The following is a 21,193-nucleotide window of genomic DNA, read 5'->3' as shown; positions in this document are numbered from 1 at the left end:
GCCTGGACGAGCGCCTCCGCGAGCGTCGGCGCCGCCGGTTTCTCGCACAGGACCGGCAGCCCGGCGAAGAGCGCCTCGGTGTAGGCCCGGCCCGCACCCGCCCCGTCCGGCGGGCGCTGTCAGACCTTAGCCCCGGCCTGCAGGAGCTCGATATGCCGCCACAGTTGGCCGACGGTGGTGAACCGGTGGATGTCCTCGATCTCGACCCCGAACTCGGCCTCGGCATTGACGATGACATCCAGCAGCTTCAGCGAATCGATATTGAGGTCCGCTTCGAATGTCTGCGTCTCGTCGATGACGACGGATTCCGGAAGCTCGCCGACCGACCTAACGATTTCCTCAAACTTCTTGTTCATGCGGACACCCCTCGCAGAACAGCGTACGACACGCTGCACACCTGATAATCAATTACTTTCCGGATCCTAATTGCGGGCCCGATAAAGGGTCAACGATTCGATCCGGTCGTCCCGGCCGGGCCGCTGGGCATTGGCTCGACACCCTCCCCGGCTGGGAATGTTGATTTTCGGCACCGAATAAAGGAAGGCCAGCTGCCGTGCAAATAGACACACATCCAGCCGGGCCCGCGAGTCGGCGTGGGACAGGCCGCGAGGTCTCGCCGTGACCATGACCTTCCGCGTGAGCCAGGTACAGATTTATGCCGCGGATCGCCGGGGCGGCGAGCAGCCGCTGCCGGAGGCCGAGGACATCAAGAGGGCGGTCGGCACCGCGGGTGACCGGTTCCGTGACTCGTTCACCCGCCTGTGCCTCTACGCGGCCCGCAGTTCCGACGCGCCCACCGAGCGCCCGCGCGACACGGTGATCGTCGGCACCGAATACGGCAACGCCCAGGCCCTCGCCGGCCTCCAACGTGACGCGCCGCGCCTGGGCCGGCGTCTGTCGCCCCAGGCTTTCCCGCAAGCCATCTCCGGCGCGGCGGCGGCCTCCGTCGCCATGGCCACCGGCGCCACCGGTGCCAACGTCACCCTCGGTGCGCACCTCCTGACCCCGGTCATGGCGTTCTGGCAGGCTCACGCGACGCTGAACCGGTCGCCGGGCTCCGTGTGCCGGCTGCTGGTCGGAGACATGTATTTGGCGGAGACGCGAGCCGACGCGCTGCGGCACGAGCCCGATCTGAACTGCCGGTCCGGCATCGCGCACGCCGTGCTCGCTCGCGGCGACGAGTTCTCCGCCGTCTTCGATTTCCGCCCCGCCACGGCCGCGGCCTCGCCGGGTCACCGCGTCCACGGTGCGCGCGCCGGAGACGACGCGGATCCGGCGGAGCGCAACGGGGCGTTCGCCCTGGGCCGTTTCCTGCGGAGGATCCTGGATCTTCCCGTCGGCGACACGGCGGTACTGGAATGCCAGAAGTCGCCGGAGCAGCGTGCGGCGGTGCGTGTGACCCGCATGTCGGACCACACCACCGATCCGGGACGGAGCGAACGGTGAGCCCCTCCACATCACGCATCTTCGTCACCGGGATGGGCGTCATCGCGCCGAGCGGCCTGGGACTCGACGCGTTCTGGCGCACGTTGTGCGGTGCCGAACCGCGCTTCACGGAGCTCAGCGCGCACTACGACGGCATGAGACCCGGCACGCTCGGCGGCCGCGTGCCGGCCACGACGGCCGAAGCGGCCCGGGCCAGGACCTGGCGGGCCGGCGTCCCGTTCGCGGGCACCGCCTCCGCCTACGCGGTCTCCTGCGCGCTGGACGCGCTCGCCGACGCCGGGCTCGCTCCGGGCGACCCGCTGCTGAGCTCCGCCATGGTGTGCGTCGGGACCAGCGACGGACAGGCCGACCAGTTCGAGGCCGTAGTCGCCGGGACAGAGGACACGAAGGACGCGCGGATCTCGAGCTACTCGGTCGCCGAAGCCGTCGCCCTCGCCGCGCGGACGTCAGGCCCGGCATTCGTCGTGCAGAACACCTGCGCCTCGGCCAACGTCGCCCTGTCCTGCGGGTTGGACATGATCCAGGCTGGCGTCTGCGACGTCGCCGTGGTCGGCGGCGCGGACGCCTATTCGATGAAGAACATCATCGGGTTCAACAGCATCCAGGCCATCGGTCCCGAGCCGTGCCGCCCGTTCTCCGCCGGGCGCCGGTTCGTCACCCCATCCGAGGGCGCGGGGATACTCGTGTTGCAGAGCGAGCGATCGCTGCGCGAGGGCGTGGCTCCGTGGGCGGAGCTCCTGTCCGTGGCCGTGGGCAACGACGCGAGCCACCCCACCGCGCTCAATCCCGTGGGCGTGGCGGCCTGCCACGAAGCCGCCCTGGCCCAGGCCGGGATCCGCCCCGAGGACATCGACGTCATCTACGCGCACGGGACCGGCAGCGTCATCAACGACGAGGTGGAAGGGAAGCTCTTCGCCTCCCGCTACCCTCAGGCCGCGGTCACCGCGATCAAGGGCACCGTCGGTCACCTCATGGGAGCGGCCGGCGCGGCCGGGGCGGTCGCCTCCTGCCTCACCCTCCGCCACGGCCTGGTCCCGCCGACCGTGACCGACGCCGACCACGTCGAGTTCGGCATGGACATCGTCACCGGAGCAGCCCGCGCGGCCGACGTCCGGCACGTCCAGAACAACGCCTTCGGCTTCGGCGGCAACAACGCAATCAGTATTTTCCGGGCGGTCCGGCCATGACCGCGGCCGCCAGCGGCCCCACCGGCCCGGCCGATCCACCGTTGGGCGACGCGCCCCCGCTGCGCCTGTCCTTCGACGGCCCGCTCGCGGTGCTGACCATCGACCGGCCCCCGGAGAACGTCTTCGACCACGCCATGCTCGACTGCTGGCGTCACGCGACGGACTGGCTCACGCGGAACCCGCCCCGTGCGCTGCTGATCAACGCCCACGGGCGGGTGGTCAGCACCGGGCTCGACGTCACGATCCTCGACGAGCTGTCGCGGCACGGCGCTGAGCGGTTCTGGGCGGAGCAGCTGGACACCGTCAGGGCGCTGGAGGGACTGCCGTGCCCGACGGTCTTCGCCGCGCATGGGCTGACCCTCACCGCCGCCTTCGAAATCGCCCTGGCCTGCGACTTCGTCCTCGCGACGGGGACGGCCCGGTTCGGCCTCGTCGAGCGCCGCGTCGCGTTCGTCCCCTCCATGGGCGGCCTCCAGCGACTGGCAGCGCGCGCGGGGCGCAGTCGCGCCGCCCAGCTCGTGATGAGCGGTGACCTCTACCGCGCGAGCACACTCGCCGACTGGGGAGTAGTCGACTCGCTGTTCGATCCGGCCATCTTCGCCGAGCAGGCGCGCGCCTACGCGATGCGGCTGGCCCACGGTCCTACCCGGGCGCACGCCGCGACGAAGAGGGTACTGGCCGCGGTCCGGGACGGTGGGGTCGCAGCGGCCGACGCTGTGCAGCCGCGAATCAGCGGGGCGGTGGCTCGGACCGAGGATCACCGCCGCGCCGTCCGGGCCTTCCTCGTCCAGGGGCCGCGGCACGAGACGGTCTACTTCGGACGCTGAGACCGGCCCGGGGCTGGCCGGGTCGGGGGGCGGCTCTCGCGGCCGGCACGCGGACGGCACGCCAGGTCCGGGTACGACCCGGTTGCGGCGGCAGGCGGCAGGCGGTACGAGGAAGATGTCAGTCGCCGTCCGCCGCCTTCCCCAGCGACCGGATGTACCCGGCCACGTCCTGGGACGTCGAGATCGCCGCCGCGTCGACGACCTTCGACACCGCCGGCTCGTCCTCGACGGAGAAGCGGGGAAACCGCTGCGGGAGGCCGATCCCCGGCAGTGTCGCGAGCTCGCCTGCCACGGCGGCGACCCACACGTCGTCGACGTCCAGACGGCTCACCGCCAGGTGCCACTCGCGCTCGTCCATCGGCTCAACCGCATGCCCCGCCTCGCGCAGGCCGGCGACGAAGTCGCGCGTGCCGCACACCCGGTTCGGGACGGCGTTGACAAAGCGGCAGCCCGGTTCCTCCCGCGGCTGCGCGAGGTCGAGGACGACGTGCGCCACCACGTCGGCGGGCAGCGCCTGGAGCAGCTCGTTGCCGGGCAGGTCGTAGCTGGCCGGATAGCGCCCGGTCAGCAGGATGGACCTGGTCCAGCTCCACACGGCGTCGTTCCGCTGGATCTGGTGCGTGCGACGGTCTCCGAAGACGCCGGGGATTCGCACGATCGACACGGAGGCCCCGAGTTCGGCGGCGCGGCCGAAGTACGCCTCGGCGACCGCCTTCGAGCGGCCGTACCCGTCATGGTCCGGGGGCAGCGCGACCACGGGTCCGGCGGCGATCTCGGTCTCCGGCGGGTGGTGCGCCGGGGAGAGCGCCCCCTTGGTGGAGACGAAGCTCACCGGCTTGCGGCGCCCGGTCACGGCGAGCTCCAGGATCGCTGCGGCGCTGTGCGCGTTGGCATCGGCGAGCATGGCGTAGGGCAGGACGTGGTTGACCCACGCCGCGCAGTGCACGATCTGCCCCGCGCTCCGCGCCAGCTTGTCGTAGGTGGCACGGTCGAGGCCGAGTGCCGGCTTCACGAGGTCACCGCCCACGATGTCTAGGCCGTCCGCGTAGTCGTCCCGCCAGAGGCCCAGCCGCTTCAGGTGCCCGTCGATGAGCGCGCCGCGCCGCGCCGTACCGCCACGGAGCAGGACGGTGACCCGGCGGCCGCGCGCGAGCAGATCGGCCAGCAAGAAGGCGCCGACGAAGCCGGACGCGCCGGTGAGGAGCACCGGCGCGTCGGTGTCGGCCGATCGGATGGCGGAGGTGGGGACGAAGGTGGAGACGGAGGTGGCGGCCGGGTCCGGCGCGGGAGCCGGAGCGATCCGGCGCAGCCGCGCGGTGATCTCGGCGTGGACGGCCGCGTCGCCCGCTGCCGGGCTCGGCGGGGCCGGCTCGTGCGGCCGTCCCGTTCCGGGGCCGGCGTCGTCCGCGCCGGTGGGCTCGGCCGGGCCCGCAGACGGAGCGCCGAGCCGCACGGCCAGCCCCGCCGGTGTCGGGTCCTTGAGGAAGTCCCGCAGCGCCAGCTCCACTTCGAGCTCGGCGCTGATCCGGCCGACGAGCCGATTCGCCGCCGCGAAATCACCGCCGATCCGGAGGAAGTGGTCGCCGGGACCCACGTCCGGAACACCGAGGACGTCCGCGAACAAGCCCCTGATGACCTCGACCTGGTGGGTCACTTTCCCAGAACTCCTCTCATGTCCGGCGGATGCGGTCAGCTGAACTCCAGGCCGGCGAACTCCCGGGCCTCACGCCACTCTTGGAGGATCCGGAAGAACGTCATCACGTCAGGACTCAGATAGTCCTGGAAGAGGGAGAACGCGCCGAGCCCCCCTCCCTCGTTGTTGACGTAGCCGGGGGTGCAGTCGGAGGTCAGGAACGAGGCCCATCCCTCGTCGACGCCCACGTTCCACATCCAGTCGTCCTCCGCCTGCCGCGTGACCTCGACGATGCCGATGCCTTCGCTCACCGCGTGCGCGATGACGGCCGCGACGGTCTGGGCGGACTCCATCAGGATGTGCGAGAGGTTGGAGAACCTCATCGCCCCCGTGGCCGGCTGAACGAGGAACGCGTTCGGGAACCCGTGCACGTGGATGCTGTGCATGGTGCGCATGCCGTCGGCCCAGTACTCCGAGAGCCGCACGCCGTCGCGGCCGACGGCGTCGAATCCGACCCGCCGGGTCGGCGCGGTGTTGACCTCGAACCCGGACGCGAAAATGATGCAGTCGACCTCGTACTCGACGCCGGCGACGACGACGCCCCGCTCCGTGATCCGCTCGGGCCCCTTGCCGTCGGTGTCGACCAGGTGCACGGTCGGCACGTTGAAGGCGTCCAGGAACTCGTCGTGGAACGTGATCCGCTTGCACGGGATGTGGTACCAGGGCTTCAGGAGCTCCGCGGTCCGCGGGTCCTTCACCGTCGCGTCGATCCGGGCGTGAAGCTCGTCCATCTTCTTGAGGTCGGCGAACAGCTCGCCGCTGACCCCCTCGGGAGCGTCGGGGTCCATGCTCGGCCTCTCGCCCCCGGAGTCGCGCATCAGCCGGGCCAGCGAGGTCCAACTGTCGTCGACCAGGTTCTCCGCCGGCGGCACGGCCGCGGTCATGTTGTCCGCGTAGTTCTCCAGCCAGCGCCGCTGCCAGCCCGGCGTGGCGATCCGGGCGAACCACTCCGGGTCGATAGGGCGGTTGTTGCGGACCTCGACCGTGGACGGGGTGCGCTGGAAGACGAACAGCTCCTGGCACGCCTTGGCCAGCTCCGGAACGGCTTGCACCGCGGTGGCACCGGTCCCGATGATCGCCATGCGCTTGTCCCGCAGGTTGTCCAGCGGCCCGCCGTCGGGATCACCGGTGTAGGCGTAGTCCCATCGGCTCGTGTGGAACATGTGCCCCGCGAACGCCTCGACGCCGGGGACTCCCGGCAGCTTGGGCACCGACAGGTGGCCGAGGCCGTAGCTCACGAACTGCGCGGTGAACTCGTCACCGCGGTCGGTCCGCACCCTCCATCGCCGGGCCGTCTCGTCCCATTCCAGGTCGGTCGCCCGGGTGTGGAAGAGCCCCTTCTCGTACAGGTCGTAGTGCTTCGCGATGCGCTGACAGTGCTCGAAGATCTCCTCGCCGGACGAGTACCACTCGGTGGGCATGTATCCGGTCTCCTCCAGTAACGGCAGGTAAATCAGGGACGCGACGTCACACCGGACCCCGGGATACCGGTTCCAGTACCAAGTCCCGCCGACATCCCCGCCGCTCTCGACGATCCGGACGTCGGTGACCCCCGCCTCCTTCAGGCGCGCGCCGGTCATCAGGCCGGCGAAACCCGCGCCGATCACCGCGACCGTGACATGGTCGCGGACCGGCTCGCGCTCGATCCGCTCGGTGAACGGGTCCTCGGCCATGTGCGTGTGCTTCTCGCTGAGCAGCACGTACTGCGCCGCGCCGTCCGGCCGCTTCCGCTTGGCCCGTTCGGCGGCGTGGATCTGCAGGATCTTCGGAATGTCGGGCTTGAACATCAGGGGTCTCTCCTCAGACTGCGTTTCTCCGGACCGTGCTCCGCGGAGGTCAGCGCCCATCGGTGCCACCGGTCATGTCACCCAGCGCCACGACGATCTTCCGAGGTCCGGTGAACGGGCTGCGCGAGTGCGCGACCAGCATGTTGTCGATGACGAGGACGTCGCCCTCAAGCCAGGTGAACGCGACCGACTCCCGGTCCATCAGCTCCCTGACCTCGGCCACCACGGTGTCGTCGATGACGCCGCCGTCGCCCCAGAAGACGTTTCGGGGCATGCCGTCCTCGCCGCCCAGCTCGGCCAGCGACGAGCGGGTCTCCGGGTCCAGCGCCGACGGGTGATGCAGCGCCAGCTGGTTGAAGAACACCATCTCGCCGGTCGTCGGGTGGCGCAGGACGGCGTCGGCCTGACGCGAGGTCCGCAGGCCGCCCTCCGGCGTCCACTCGAAGGTCGTCCCCTCTTCGGCGCACTTCCGCCCGACCTCGGCGGGATCGTCGGTGCCGTAGAACCGCGACCAGCTGACGTCGACGCCCTCGATGAAGTTGCGGACGTAGCGGAGCTTCCTGGTGGCGAACTCCTCGACCAGCTCCGGCCGCATCCGGTCGAGGACCGTCCGGCAGTCGACGATCGGCGTCTGACCCCCGGTCAGCGGGGCGACGACGCAGGAGAAGAACTGGCGCATCGGCCACCGCGGCAGATGGGAGCTCTCGTTGTGGAACAGGATCGAAAGGTCCTCCGGGTACGGGGTCGACTGGTAAACGCGGTCCGACTCGCCCTCTCGCGGGAGGTCGCCGTACTCCCGGAAGAGGGTGTCGCACAGCGCTGAGGCGGCCTGGTCGAACTTCTCCACCGAACCGCCGTGGAAGCCCCGGAGCAGGACCGCGCCGTGCCGCAGTAGCAGGGCCTCGACCCTCTCCCGGTTCTCGCGCAGCCAGCCGGGCAGGTCTACCCCGGGACCGGCCGGCGTGATGACGGCGGGCGCCGACGGCGCCTCCGGCAGGAACCCGAAGGTCACCGCGTCTCCGCCGGGCGCCGGCACCGATCGGCGGGTCGCGTTCCGGAGGGAACTCGGCCCCGACAACGCCGAAGTCGCCTCGTTCATATGGTCCGTCCTCATTTCGTATCCGGTGCGGGTGTTCGTCTCCTGCGTCATGCGTCGAGCTCCCGCCCGATCAGCTCGGCGAGCTCGGCGACCGCAGGCTGTCGCAGGATGCCGTGGTGGGTCGTCGCCACCGAGGCGAAGCCGAGCTCCGGACCGACCACCGATCCCCAGCCCCGCGTACGGTCCGGCTCCGGCGGCTCGCCGGCCGGCTCGGCACGCACCAGCAGCACCGGGAAGTCGGGCCGGTCGAGTCCTTGGCGCTGCTGCACGAAGTGGTGGTCCAGGGCGGCCAGGTTGGCCGCGAAGACGTCCAGCAGGCTCCGCAGCTCCGGCACACCGGAGTCCGGGGGCAGCCGCCCGGCATTCCACATGGCCTCCAGCAGTTCCCGGTCGCCGGGCGGCCCCGCCGGCAGGTCCAGCTGGTGGTGGAAGGCGAAGCGCCGGACGAGATGATCGGCGGGTTGCCGCGCCAGGGCACCGTCCCCGCCATCGGGGACGGTACCGTCGATGATGATCAGCCGGGCCACCTCGCGCCCGGAACGGCGCAGCGCCTGGGCCGTGGCGTAGGCCATGACCCCGCCGAGGCACCAGCCGACGATCACCGGCGCGGCGTCGCCGGCGGCTGCGATGGTCGCCGCGTACTCCTCGGCCGTGGCGGCGAAGCCCTGCTGCGGCGGCCCACCGTGCAGCTCCCTGGCCTCGACGCCGAAGACCGGCCGATCCGCCGGCAGCGCGCGGGACAGCTCCCAGTAACTGAGCGTGTTGCCACTACCCGGGTGGACGCAGAAGATCGGGGCGCTGCCCTGCGGTTCGCGGACGGCACGCAGCGGGACCAGGTTCGAGTCCTGAACCCCGCTCTCGCGCACCAGCGCCGCCATCGCCGCGACGGTCGGCGCGCTGAACGCCGCGGACATCGGCATGCGGCAGCCGAAGGCGCTGTTGATCCGGGTGACGAGCTTGATCGCACGCAGCGACTGCCCGCCGAGAGCGAAGAAGTCGGCGTCTGGGGACGAGACGTCCTGGTCGAGGACCGAGGACCAGATCGCCAGCAGGCGCTGCTCCACCGAGTCGCGCGGCCAGCCGGCCCGGTCCTCCGGCGGCCCGATCGGAGCGAGAGCCCGGCGGTCGAGCTTGCCGTTGCCGGTCAGCGGAAACCGCTCCAGCACCTGCCAGCCGGTCGGCACCAGAGCGGCCGGCAGCCGGTCACCGGCGGCCGCCCGCACCTGCTCGATCGAGGGAGCCGGCGCCCCGGCGGCGCCGGCGAGGTAGGCGTCGAGGTGCGTCACCAGGCCGCTGTCGTCGGTGCGCGGCACGACGACCGCGGCGCCGATCCCGGGCTGCTCGGCGAGCAGCGCCTCGATCTCGCCGGTCTGGACGCGGTATCCGCGCAGTTTCACCTGGTCGTCGATCCGGCCGAGGATCTCGACTCCCGCGCCGGGCACCAGACGCCCGAGGTCACCGGTGCGGTAGCCGTCCGCGGTGCCTGTGTCTCCGAAGCCCGGCAACCCTTCGCGCAACCGTGCGAGATAGCCGAGGCCCACGCCGGGTCCGCTGATCACCACCTCGCCGGGGCACCAGGGCGGCAACGGGGCGCCCGCTTCGTCGACCACCGTCAGGGTGTTGGCCCCCATGCCGTCGCCCACCGGGATCGAGGAGCAGCGTTCGTCGACTGCGTCGTCCACCGCGACGCACGAGGCGCCCACCGTCGTCTCGGTCGGGCCGTAGTGGTTGTACACGCGCAGTGACGGCATGATCACCCGAAGCTGCTCGTACAGCCGACGCGGCAGCAGTTCCCCGCCGAGCACCAGCGCCTCGTCCGGGAGCAGCGCAAGCGGATCGGCCGCCTCGGCCAGCAGCGCCGCCAGGTGCGAGGGGACCAGCTTCATCGCGGCCGCGGGATTCGCCTGCAGCCACTCGGCGAGAGCGGCGGGGCTGGTGGCGGTCTCGGCAGGGATGAGCTGGACGCAGCCGCCGCTCGCCAGGGTCGGGAAGATCGCGGTGTAGGCGAGGTCCGCGGAGAGGGTGGAGACCGCCGCGAACTCTGCGCCGTCGGACAGGCCGAGCGTCCCGCCGACGGCCGCGGCGTAGTGCGCCACCTGCTCGTGCCCGATGACCACGCCCTTCGGCACCCCCGAGGTGCCCGAGGTGAAGATCACGTAGGCCGCGCCCGCCGCCTCGGCATCGCCCGACGCCGGACACTCGGAGCCGACGACCGCGTCGGCGGTCGAGACCGTGCGGACCGAGCTGCCCGGATCGGCCTTCTGACCGGGTGTGAGCAGCAACGCGGGGTCGGCCTCTCGGAGGATCGTCTCGATCCGCTGCCGCGGCCACGTGGGGTCGATGGGGACGAACGCCGCGCCGGCCAGCCAGATCCCGAGCATCGAGACGACCGTCTCCGCCGAGGCTGGGGCGAGCAGCGCGACCCGCTGCCCGGCCAGTACTCCGTGCTCGCGCAGCAGGCGCGCCACCGCGTCCGCGCGCAGCGCCGCGTCCCGGTAGGACAGGACGGTCCCGCCGCAGCGCAGCGCCGGCCGCTCGGGAGCGCGCTCCGCCTGCCCGAGGAACCGCTCCGGCACCGAGGCATGCCGCGCGGGCGGCTCGACAGGCGCGGCCGGCGCGTTCGGCGCGGTGAGCCGCAGACCGCCGACGGCGCGCTCCGCGCCCCCGGATAGCACATCGACCAGCTGATGTCCGAAGGACTCCGCGACGATGTCCAAATCGACCCGCGCGATCCGCCCGGCGGCGCCGACGAAGGTCAGGCGCAGGCTCCGCGGCCCGCGAAGGCAGTCGAGGTGCAGCGGGCCAGGAGCCTCGTTTACCGGCATGGCGGCCGAGAGCTGATCGGCCCACCGGTCCTCGCGGTGCCGGTAGGAGAGCTGAGCGCCGCCCGGCGTGAGGCTCGGCGAGGCCGCGATCCCCGGGTCTACCTGGTTCTCCATCGCCGCGACGGAGTGGAGCGCGGCCTGCGCCGCCCGCAGCGCCTCGGCGACCGGGGTGTCCGGGGTGAGCTCCAGCCGCACCGGCACCGGGCGCTCCAACAGGCCGAGCACGTTCTCCATGCCTTCGGTGGACCGGCCGTCGGCCAGCACCACGACCCGGTCGTCGGCGTCGCGGCAGAAACGTCCATACAGCGCGCGCCAGAGGGCCAGCAGCAACGCCGCCTCGCTCACGCCGTAGCGCTCGGCGAGCTCGTCCAGCCGCTCCAGCGCCGGCCCCTCGACGACGGCCGCGGCACTCACCGGCTCGCCGGCTTCGTTCCCGGGGTCATTGGGCTTGAGGAAGGGCAGTGTCAAGAACTGCTCCGGCGGTCGCCGCGCCGTCTCGCCGACCGGCTCCGGCCGCACCGACTGCTCCAGGACCTCGCCGAGCCAGGCGGCGACGTCGGCGTACTGCAACACCTCTCCCTTGGCCGCGGCGCCGCCGACGGCCGCGTCCTCCAGCAGGAGGCTGGTGAGCCTGCTCCAGGACGCGTCGTCGACGCTCAGCCGCGGCAGGGTGAGGACCAGCCGCGTCCCGTCCGGGCGGAGCTCGTGCTCGACGGTCAGCGCGCCGGCCCGGAGCACGGTACGTCCCGCCCCCGGCCGCTCGATCGCGACGGGACCCGCCGGATCCACGACCTGGACGAGCGTACGCAGCCCCGCGATCCCGGTGTACCGCGTGCGTAGGATCTCGTGTGCCTCGACCGCCGCCGCGATCCGGGTCTCCAGGTCGGGCACCGGGATGCGCGTGGCGGCGCGGACAGTGCGCACCGCCATGCTCTCGGCCTCGCCCGACCGGACGAGCTGTTGCGGAGCGAGCTGGTAGCCCTCCTCCTGCCAGGTCTCGGCGCTCGTCATCGTCCGTCCCCCCGGGGTGTCGTTGTCATGATGTTTGCTGGTGAATGGTCAGGTCGGCGTCCAGCACGGCATCCGAGCCGGGATCGGCGGACAGCTCGTGGAGGCGGCGCACCGTACGCACCGGTGAGAACAGCAGGACCGCGGCGACCATGAGTGTCCCGCCGGCGGCCACCAGGATGGTCGTCCGCAGCCCGGACGCGGAGCCCAGCGCGCCGCCGAGCAGGGACCCGATCGAGAACGCTCCCAGGACGCCGGTGCGCGCCGTGGCGGTGACCCGCCCGAGCAACTCGTCCGGGGTGCAGATCTGCCGGAAGCTGACCACGTTCACGTTGAAGACCGGGATGCCGAACTGAACGACGAAGGAGCCGGCCGCCACTGCGCCGACGGCCGCGGGCGAGTGGCCGGTCACGGCTGCCAGGACGAGGTAGCCCACCACGGGCAGCGCCATCGCCGTGATCATCATCGGGCCGACGCCGAACCATCCGGTCAGCCGGTCCGTGAGGAGGGCGCCGAGCAGTGCGCCGCTGCTGCCGACGGCGACGATCAGGCCGACCTGCGCCGCGTCCATGCCCACGTGGACCAGGTACAGGAAGAACACCGACATCAGGGCGCCGGAGAACAGGTTGACGGTCACCGCCGCCGAGGTGGGCCAGCGCAGCATCGGGTGCCGCCCGATCGCGGCAAACCCCTCGCGGATCGAGGCGCGGATCGAGCCGGACCGCGCGCCGGGCCGCGGCTCCGGCGTCTTGTCGGCCGGCAGTCCCGCCACCGCGAGGAAGGACAGGACGTAGCTCGCCGCGTCCACCAGGATCGCCGTAGGCGCGCCGATCGCGCTGATCAGCACGCCGGCCGCGCCCGGCCCGGCGACCTGCGCCGCCGAGTCCGACACCTGCATCTTGGCGTTCGCCTCCGGGAGTCGGTCCCGGCCGATCAGCCCGGGCGTGTACGACTGGAGCGCGAGGTCGAAGAACACCGTCATGGTGCCGACGACGAAGACCACGGCGAACAGCTGGCCGATGTTCAGCACGCCGAGGGCGTGCGCGACCGGGATCCAGGCCAGGGCCACGGCGCGCACGGCATCGGCGGCGATCATCACAGGACGGCGTGCCTGGCGGTCCAGCCGCACGCCGACGAACAGGCCAAACAGCAGGAACGGCAGCGTTTCGAGGGCACCGAGCAGGCCGGCTTCCAGCGGCGTCGCGTGGAGCAGCAGCACGGCGGTCAGCGGCACCGCGACATAAGTGATCTGGGTGCCGAACAACGAACCCGTCTGGCTGGTGAACAGCAACGCGAAGTTGCGCTGCCGGAAGAGGGACGGCGGCTTCGCCCCCGCACTCGTGGTGCTCTTGCTCACGTTTGCCCAACCTTCCGGAGATTCAGGTGTTTCATCGGTCCACTGGCGCTCTCGTGGTTGGCTGTCCCAGCGTCAGGTGTGATCCGGTGAGGACCCGCCGCCTCCCGGTGCCGGGCCGCGGCGTGAGCGGCGGGCCGCCCGGGTCCGCGCCCCGGCCGTCCGGCTCGGGGACGTCGCCGGGACCGACGGGCCGGTCGGGTTCCGCGGTCAGCCGCCCGAGCAGCGAACCGAAGCGGTCCACCAGCGCCTGGACCGTGTCGTGGTCGAACAGGTCGGTGGCGTACTCGACGACCCCGTCGATCCCGGCGGGCCGGCCGTCCGGCCTGTACGACCCTCCCAGCAGGAAGTTCAGGTCGAACTTGGCCGAGACCCGGCCTGGGATCTCGACCATGCCGACCCGCAGCCCTGGCAGGTCGAAGGAGGCTTCGGCGTTGGTGTTGAAGGACAACATGACCTGGAACAGCGGGTGGCAGCCCAGGGACCGGGGCGGGTCCAGGATCTCCACCAGACGCTCGAACGGCAGGTCCTGGTTCTCGAACGCCGCCAGGTCCGTCTCCCGGATCCGGGCTAGCAGCTCCCGGAACGTCGGGTCCCCCGACACGTCGGTGCGCAGCACCAGCACGTTGATGAAGAACCCGACCAGGTCGTCCAGCGCCTGGTCGGTGCGCCCGGCCACCGCCGTGCCCAGCGGGATGTCCGTCCCGGCTCCCGACCGGGACAGGAACACCGCCAACGCCGCCTGGACCACCATGAAAGGCGTCACGCCCGACCGGCGTGCGACTTCCTCGATCCGCACGTGCACTTCCGCGCCGATCGTCACGGGCACTTCGGCGCCGCGGTGGCTGGCCACCGCGGGACGGGGCCGGCCGAACGACAGCGTCAGCTCCTCCGGCATGCCCGCTAGCGCGTCACGCCAGTACGCGGACTGCCGGGCCGTCAGGCTGCCCGGATCGTCCTCCGCCCCCAGCAGCTCCCGGTGCCACAGGGCGTAGTCGGCGTACTGGACCGGCAGGTCGTCCCACCGGGGCTCCGCTCCGGCCACGCGCGCCCTGTAGGCCGTGTTGAGATCCCGGGCCAGCGGCCCCACCGACCAGCCGTCGCACGCGATGTGATGCATCAGCATCACCAGCACGTGCTCATCCACCTCCACTGAGAACCCCCGCAGCAGCACCGGGATCTCGGACTCCAGGTCGAACACGTGCCGTGCGGTCTCGGCCACCAGAGCCTCGACGCGCCCGGCGGCGTCGTCCCACACCAGAGGCAGCACGACCTCGTCGGCGGGCACGATCCGTTGCCGCGGCTCACCGTCGACCGCTGGGAAGACGGTTCGCAGCGTCTCGTGCCGCCGCACCACGTCGTGGAGCGCTGCCGCCAGGGCGACCCGGTCCAACGCCCCGGACAGGCGCAGGACCAGTGGCATGTTGTAGGCCGTGCTCGCCCCCGCCAGCTGCCCGGTGATCCAGATCCGTTGCTGGGCGAAGGACAACGGCATCGGGTCGGGACGGGTGGCGGCGGTCAGCGCCGGCCGGGACTGCTCGGCACCGGTCAGCGCCGCGGCCAGGGCCGCGACCGTGGGGGCCTCGAAAAGGGTACGGATGCCGACGTCCACCCCGAGCACCGCGCGGACGCGGGCGACCAGCCGGGTGGCGAGCAGCGAGTGCCCGCCGAGCTCGAAGAAGTTATCGTCGACGCCCACCACGGGCAGACCCAGCACCTCGGCGAACACGACGCACAACAGCTCCTCGGCCCTGGTGGCCGGAGCGCGGTGCGTGGAGACGGCCGCGTAGTCCGGAGCTGGCAGGGCCCGGCGGTCCAGCTTCCCGTTACCCGTCAACGGCAACCGGTCCAAGACCACGACCGCGGCCGGCACCATGTACTCCGGAAGCAGCGTGGCGACGTGCCTGCGCAAGAGTCCCGGCAACCGCGCGATGTCCTCCGCGCCGAGACCGGGCGCCGGCACCACGTAGCCGACCAGCCGCTTGTCGCCAACAGTGTCCTCGCGGGCGTGGACCGCGGCGTGGACGACGCCGGGATGTCCGGCTAGCGCCGCCTCCACCTCGCCCAACTCGATCCGGAAACCGCGGATCTTCACCTGCTCGTCGGCCCGGCCAACGAACTCAAGCGTCCCGTCAGCACGCCAGCGCACCAGGTCCCCGGTCCGGTACATCCGTTCCCCGGGCCCACCGAACGGACAGGCCACGAACCGCTCCGCAGTCAAGCCGGGACGGTTCAGGTAGCCCCGCGCCAGACCCGGGCCAGCGATGTAGGCCTCCCCCGCCACTCCCGGGGCAACCGGCTCCAGCACGTCGTCAAGCACGAACACCCGCATCGTGAAGGTCGGGCGGCCGAGGACCGGCTGCGCCGCGGTCCTGGGATCGGCGAAGACCTGATAAACCGTGCACTCGGTAGGCCCGTAGAAGCTGAAGGTGTGGGTGCCGTCCCCGGCCGACCCCAGCCATTCCCACAACGGCTGCGGCACCGCCTCGCCGCCGACCCCCAAAAGCGACGGAAGCGGCCGGCCGTCGAACAGGCCGCCCGCCACCGCGGACGCCATGTGCGAGGGGGTCAGCTCCAGGAAGTCGACGTCGTGCTCGTCCAGCCAACCGCCCAGCAGCCCGACGTCGGTGAGCGTCTCCTGGCCGACGATGTGCAGCTCGTGGCCCTCGGTCAAGGCCGACAGCTGATCCCAGACGGCGTCGAAGGATATGGAGGTGGTCAGCGCCACCCGCAGGGGCCGGCTCCGAGCGGCCTCGGCGGCGCCGAAGACCGCTTCGCGGTGGACGGCGAGGAAGCTCGTGATGCCGCGGTGCGGCATGGCCACGCCCTTGGGAGTCCCGGTCGAGCCGGAGGTGTAGATGACGTAGGCGGGGTGGGCCGCGTCGAGCGGGGCGGTGCGGTCAGCGTCGGTGGGGTCGCGATCCCAAGCCGGGCCGGCGGCGAGTTCGGCGCGCAGCGCCGGGTCGTCGAGAACCAGCAGTGGGACGTCGGCCGGCAGCCGATCCACCGTGTCACGCCGGGTCACAACATACGACGGCCGCGCGTCCTCCATCATGAACCGCACCCGCTCCACCGGGTACTCGACATCGATCGGCAGATACGCCGCACCGGCCTTGACCACCCCGAGCAGGGCCACAATGAGATCGACCGAGCGAGGCAGAACCAAAGCGACCACCGACTCCGGGCCAACCCCCTGCTCGATCAGATAATGAGCCAGATGATTGGCCCGGATATTGAGCTCACGATAGGTCAAGGCGCTCTCGTCGGAGACAACCGCGATCGCCGCCGGAAACCGGACGACCTGCGCCTCAAACAGCGCCGGCAAAGTACAGGCCTGAACCAACCGGACCGGCTCATTCCAGGCGTGCAGAACCTCCTTCCGCTCCAAGTCGGAAAGCACCGAGACCCGATCAACTCGCTGATCCGCATCCGCGGTCACCGTGTCGAGAACATGAATGAAGCATTCGGCGATCCGCGCGACGCTCTCGCGGTCGAACAGGCTGGTGGCGTACTCGACGATGCCCGTGATCCCGGCGGGCCGACCGTACTCGTCGAAGCGCTCGGACAGGTCGAAGGCCAGGTCGAACCTGGCCGGCGGATCGCCGTCGGGCAAGACGCGCGCGGCCAGGCCGGGCAGGTCGAGAACCGGCTCGGCGTTGTTCTGCACCGCGAGCATCACCTGGAACAGCGGATGGCGGGCCAGGGAGCGGACCGGGGCCAGCTCCTCGACCAGACGCTCGAAAGGCACGTCCTGGTTCGCCAGCGCGTCGAGCGTCGAGGCGCGCACCCGCGCGAGCAGGTCGCGGAACGACGGTCCGCCGGACAGGTCGGTGCGCATGACCAGGGTGTTGACGAAGAACCCGACAAGATCGTCGAGCGCGGTGTCGGCGCGACCGGCGGTCGGCACGCCGATGGGGATGTCCGGCCCCGCTCCGAGGCGGGAGAGCAGCACGGCCAGCGCGCCCTGCAGCACCATGAACGCCGTCGCGCCCTCGTGCCGGGCCAGCTCGGCGACCCGGGCGTGGATCGCGGTGGGGACGTCGAGCAGGACGCTCGCCCCCTGGTGCGTGGCCACCGCGGGACGAGGCCGGTCGACCGGCAGCGTCAGCTCCTCCGGCAGCCCGGCCAGCACCTGGGTCCAGTGCGCCAGCTGGCCGCTCAGCAGGCTCTCGGGGTCCTCGACCGAGCCGAGCAGCTCGCGCTGCCAAAGCGTGTAGTCCGCGTACTGCAACGGCAGCGGCGTCCACTCCGGTTCCCGGCCCGCGCGGCGCGCCGCGTACGCCGCCGACAGGTCCCGCGCCAGCGGCACCAGCGACCAGCCGTCGCCGGCGATGTGGTGCACCAGCAGCACCAGCGTGTACTCGGCCGGGCTGGTCTCGTACAACCAGGCCCGGAACGGCGCCTCGGTACGCAGGTCGAAGCAGTGGCCCACGGCGTCGGCCACCAGAGCGGCGACGCCGGACGCGGCGACCCGGTCGGCCCGGACCACCGTCAGCACTTCGCTGACCTCGGCGACCGGCAGCACCCGCTGGTACGGCTCGCCCTCGACCGACGGGAAGACCGTGCGCAGCGCCTCGTGCCGCTCGACGACGTCCCGCAACGCCGCGGCCAGCACGCCCTCGTCGAGCTCGCCGGACAGCCCGATCACCGCCGGGACGTTGTAGGTCGCGCCCGGCCCTTCCAGCTCGCCGAGGAACCACAGCCGTTGCTGGGCGAAGGACAACGGCATCGGGTCGGGACGGGTGGCGGCGGTCAGCGCCGGCCGGGACTGCTCGGCACCGGTCAGCGCCGCGGCCAGGGCCGCGACCGTGGGGGCCTCGAAAAGGGTACGGATGCCGACGTCCACCCCGAGCACCGCGCGGACGCGGGCGACCAGCCGGGTGGCGAGCAGCGAGTGCCCGCCGAGCTCGAAGAAGTTATCGTCGACGCCCACCACGGGCAGACCCAGCACCTCGGCGAACACGACGCACAACAGCTCCTCGGCCCTGGTGGCCGGAGCGCGGTGCGTGGAGACGGCCGCGTAGTCCGGAGCTGGCAGGGCCCGGCGGTCCAGCTTCCCGTTACCCGTCAACGGCAACCGGTCCAAGACCACGACCGCGGCCGGCACCATGTACTCCGGAAGCAGCGTGGCGACGTGCCTGCGCAAGAGTCCCGGCAACCGCGCGATGTCCTCCGCGCCGAGACCGGGCGCCGGCACCACGTAGCCGACCAGCCGCTTGTCGCCAACAGTGTCCTCGCGGGCGTGGACCGCGGCGTGGACGACGCCGGGATGTCCGGCTAGCGCCGCCTCCACCTCGCCCAACTCGATCCGGAAACCGCGGATCTTCACCTGCTCGTCGGCCCGGCCAACGAACTCAAGCGTCCCGTCAGCACGCCAGCGCACCAGGTCCCCGGTCCGGTACATCCGTTCCCCGGGCCCACCGAACGGACAGGCCACGAACCGCTCCGCAGTCAAGCCGGGACGGTTCAGGTAGCCCCGCGCCAGACCCGGGCCAGCGATGTAGGCCTCCCCCGCCACTCCCGGGGCAACCGGCTCCAGCACGTCGTCAAGCACGAACACCCGCATCGTGAAGGTCGGGCGGCCGAGGACCGGCTGCGCCGCGGTCCTGGGATCGGCGAAGACCTGATAAACCGTGCACTCGGTAGGCCCGTAGAAGCTGAAGGTGTGGGTGCCGTCCCCGGCCGACCCCAGCCATTCCCACAACGGCTGCGGCACCGCCTCGCCGCCGACCCCCAAAAGCGACGGAAGCGGCCGGCCGTCGAACAGGCCGCCCGCCACCGCGGACGCCATGTGCGAGGGGGTCAGCTCCAGGAAGTCGACGTCGTGCTCGTCCAGCCAACCGCCCAGCAGCCCGACGTCGGTGAGCGTCTCCTGGCCGACGATGTGCAGCTCGTGGCCCTCGGTCAAGGCCGACAGCTGATCCCAGACGGCGTCGAAGGATATGGAGGTGGTCAGCGCCACCCGCAGGGGCCGGCTCCGAGCGGCCTCGGCGGCGCCGAAGACCGCTTCGCGGTGGACGGCGAGGAAGCTCGTGATGCCGCGGTGCGGCATGGCCACGCCCTTGGGAGTCCCGGTCGAGCCGGAGGTGTAGATGACGTAGGCGGGGTGGGCCGCGTCGAGCGGGGCGGTGCGGTCAGCGTCGGTGGGGTCGCGATCCCAAGCCGGGCCGGCGGCGAGTTCGGCGCGCAGCGCCGGGTCGTCGAGAACCAGCAGTGGGACGTCGGCCGGCAGCCGATCCACCGTGTCACGCCGGGTCACAACATACGACGGCCGCGCGTCCTCCATCATGAACCGCACCCGCTCCACCGGGTACTCGACATCGATCGGCAGATACGCCGCACCGGCCTTGACCACCCCGAGCAGGGCCACAATGAGATCGACCGAGCGAGGCAGAACCAAAGCGACCACCGACTCCGGGCCAACCCCCTGCTCGATCAGATAATGAGCCAGATGATTGGCCCGGATATTGAGCTCACGATAGGTCAAGGCGCTCTCGTCGGAGACAACCGCGATCGCCGCCGGAAACCGGACGACCTGCGCCTCAAACAGCGCCGGCAAAGTACAGGCCTGAACCAACCGGACCGGCTCATTCCAGGCGTGCAGAACCTCCTTCCGCTCCAAGTCGGAAAGCACCGAGACCCGATCAACTCGCTGATCCGCATCCGCGGTCACCGTGTCGAGAACATGAATGAAGCATTCGGCGATCCGCGCGACGCTCTCGCGGTCGAACAGGCTGGTGGCGTACTCGACGATGCCCGTGATCCCGGCGGGCCGACCGTCCGGCCCGCGCCGCTCGCGGAACTCGAAGTTCAGGTCGAACTTGGCGGTGTCCCAGGCCGGGATGTCGATCTCGTCGACCAGCAGGCCGGGCAGTTCGAAGGCGATCCGGGCGTCGGTCTCGAACGCCACCATGACCTGGAACAGTGGGTGTCGGGCCGGGGACCGGGGCGGGTCGACCATCTCCACCAAGCGCTCGAAGGGCAGGTCCTGATTCTCCAGGGCTGCCAGGTCAGCGTTCCGGACCCGGGTCAGGAGTTCCCGGAAGGTCGGATTCCCCGAGAGGTCGGTCCGTAGCACCAGAATGTTGACGAAGAACCCGACCAGGTCGTACAGCGCCTCCTCTGCGCGGCCGGCCACCGGCGTACCCAGCGGGATGTCGGTGCCCGCCCCAAGCCGGGAGAGCAGCGCCGCGAGAGCGGCCTGCACCACCATGAACGGCGTCACACCGGTCTCGCGGGCCAACTCCTCGATGCGCGCGTGCACGGAGGAGTCGATGGTCACCGGCACTTGGGCGCCGCGGTGGTCCGCGGTCAGCGGACGCGGCCGGTCGAACGGCAAGGCCAGTTCCTCCGGCAACCCGGCCAGCGCCCCGCGCCAGTACCTTGACTGCCGGGCCAGCACACTGCGGGGGTCGTCCTCAGCCCCCAGCAGATCCCGCTGCCAGTACGTGTAGTCGGCGTACTGGACCGGCAGCTCGTCCCACTCCGGCGCGGCTCCGGCCGTCCGTGCCGCGTAGGCCGCCTCGAGATCCCGGCCCAACGGGCCCGAGGACCAGCCGTCACATGCTATGTGGTGCACCAGCAGAACCAGCACGTGCTCGTCCTGCGCCACCGAGAACCCCCGCACCCGCACCGGAATCTCGGAAGCCAGGTCGAATATGTGCCCCGCGGCCTCGGCCGCCAGCGCGGTCACCTCCGCCGCGCCGGCGTCGGCCCACACGACCGGCAGCACGACCTCGTCGGCGGGCACGATCCGCTGGACCGGCTCGCCATCGACCACGGGGAAGACCGTCCGCAGGCTCTCGTGGCGCCGCACCACGTCGAGCAGAGCCTGGTGGAGCGCCGCCCGGTCCAATGCCCCTGACATTCGCAACACCCACGGCACGTTGTAGAGCGCGCTCGGCCCCTGCGCCTGACCGATGAACCACAACCGCCGCTGCGCGAACGACAACGGAATCATGCGGGCT

General features: G+C 71.4%; 10 protein-coding genes. 3 read left to right on the top strand and 7 right to left on the bottom strand.

What is annotated here, in order from left to right; all coding sequences use genetic code 11:
- Positions 1–119 precede the first annotated feature (119 nt).
- Positions 120–356, bottom strand: coding sequence for an acyl carrier protein (locus tag AB0H84_RS24735; protein ID WP_357608430.1), 237 nt, complete (start codon positions 354–356; stop codon positions 120–122).
- Positions 357–618: 262 nt separating this feature from the next.
- On the opposite strand from AB0H84_RS24735, the gene AB0H84_RS24730 reads away from it, so the two are divergent.
- The 3 genes from AB0H84_RS24730 to AB0H84_RS24720 are packed head-to-tail and all read left to right on the top strand — an operon-like array spanning position 619 to position 3,460.
- Positions 619–1,446 carry a hypothetical protein gene (locus AB0H84_RS24730; protein ID WP_357608427.1) on the top strand — a complete coding sequence of 276 codons (828 nt, stop codon included), beginning with the start codon at positions 619–621 and terminating at the stop codon, positions 1,444–1,446.
- Positions 1,443–2,633 (top strand): beta-ketoacyl synthase N-terminal-like domain-containing protein, encoded by a 1,191-nt coding sequence (locus AB0H84_RS24725; RefSeq protein ID WP_357608424.1) that lies wholly within the window; start codon positions 1,443–1,445, stop codon positions 2,631–2,633. The genes AB0H84_RS24730 and AB0H84_RS24725 overlap by 4 nt, the downstream gene beginning before the upstream one ends.
- Positions 2,630–3,460, top strand: a complete 831-nt coding sequence (locus AB0H84_RS24720) for an enoyl-CoA hydratase/isomerase family protein (protein ID WP_357608421.1) — start codon at positions 2,630–2,632, stop codon at positions 3,458–3,460. Before AB0H84_RS24725 ends, AB0H84_RS24720 begins: the two co-directional genes overlap by 4 nt.
- Positions 3,461–3,578: 118 nt before the next feature.
- Here the strand turns inward: AB0H84_RS24720 and AB0H84_RS24715 are convergent, their stop codons facing one another.
- The 6 genes from AB0H84_RS24715 to AB0H84_RS24690 all read right to left on the bottom strand — a co-directional run bounded on the left by AB0H84_RS24715 (position 3,579) and on the right by AB0H84_RS24690 (position 21,186).
- Entirely contained in the window at positions 3,579–5,114 is a 1,536-nt protein-coding gene (locus tag AB0H84_RS24715) for an SDR family oxidoreductase (RefSeq protein WP_357608419.1), read from the bottom strand.
- A 35-nt stretch (positions 5,115–5,149) separates the two neighbouring features.
- Positions 5,150–6,940 carry an NAD(P)/FAD-dependent oxidoreductase gene (locus tag AB0H84_RS24710; protein WP_357608416.1) on the bottom strand — a complete coding sequence of 597 codons (1,791 nt, stop codon included), beginning with the start codon at positions 6,938–6,940 and terminating at the stop codon, positions 5,150–5,152.
- A 49-nt stretch (positions 6,941–6,989) separates the two neighbouring features.
- On the bottom strand, positions 6,990–7,952 hold the full coding sequence (locus AB0H84_RS24705) for a TauD/TfdA family dioxygenase (RefSeq protein ID WP_357608413.1): 963 nt from the start codon (positions 7,950–7,952) through the stop codon (positions 6,990–6,992).
- Positions 7,953–8,086: 134 nt separating this feature from the next.
- Entirely contained in the window at positions 8,087–11,875 is a 3,789-nt protein-coding gene (locus tag AB0H84_RS24700) for an amino acid adenylation domain-containing protein (protein WP_357608410.1), read from the bottom strand.
- 25 nt (positions 11,876–11,900) lie between these two features.
- Positions 11,901–13,229, bottom strand: a complete 1,329-nt coding sequence (locus AB0H84_RS24695) for an MFS transporter (RefSeq protein WP_357608407.1) — start codon at positions 13,227–13,229, stop codon at positions 11,901–11,903.
- Between the two features lie 31 nt (positions 13,230–13,260).
- Positions 13,261–21,186, bottom strand: coding sequence for an amino acid adenylation domain-containing protein (locus AB0H84_RS24690; RefSeq protein WP_357608404.1), 7,926 nt, complete (start codon positions 21,184–21,186; stop codon positions 13,261–13,263).
- Positions 21,187–21,193 lie beyond the last annotated feature (7 nt).

Origin of the sequence: Nonomuraea sp. NPDC050786, assembly GCF_040654115.1 — a bacterium.
Lineage (GTDB): Bacteria > Actinomycetota > Actinomycetes > Streptosporangiales > Streptosporangiaceae > Nonomuraea.
Note: the sequence above shows the minus strand (reverse complement) of the source record. Positions and strands in the feature narration are given on the sequence as shown.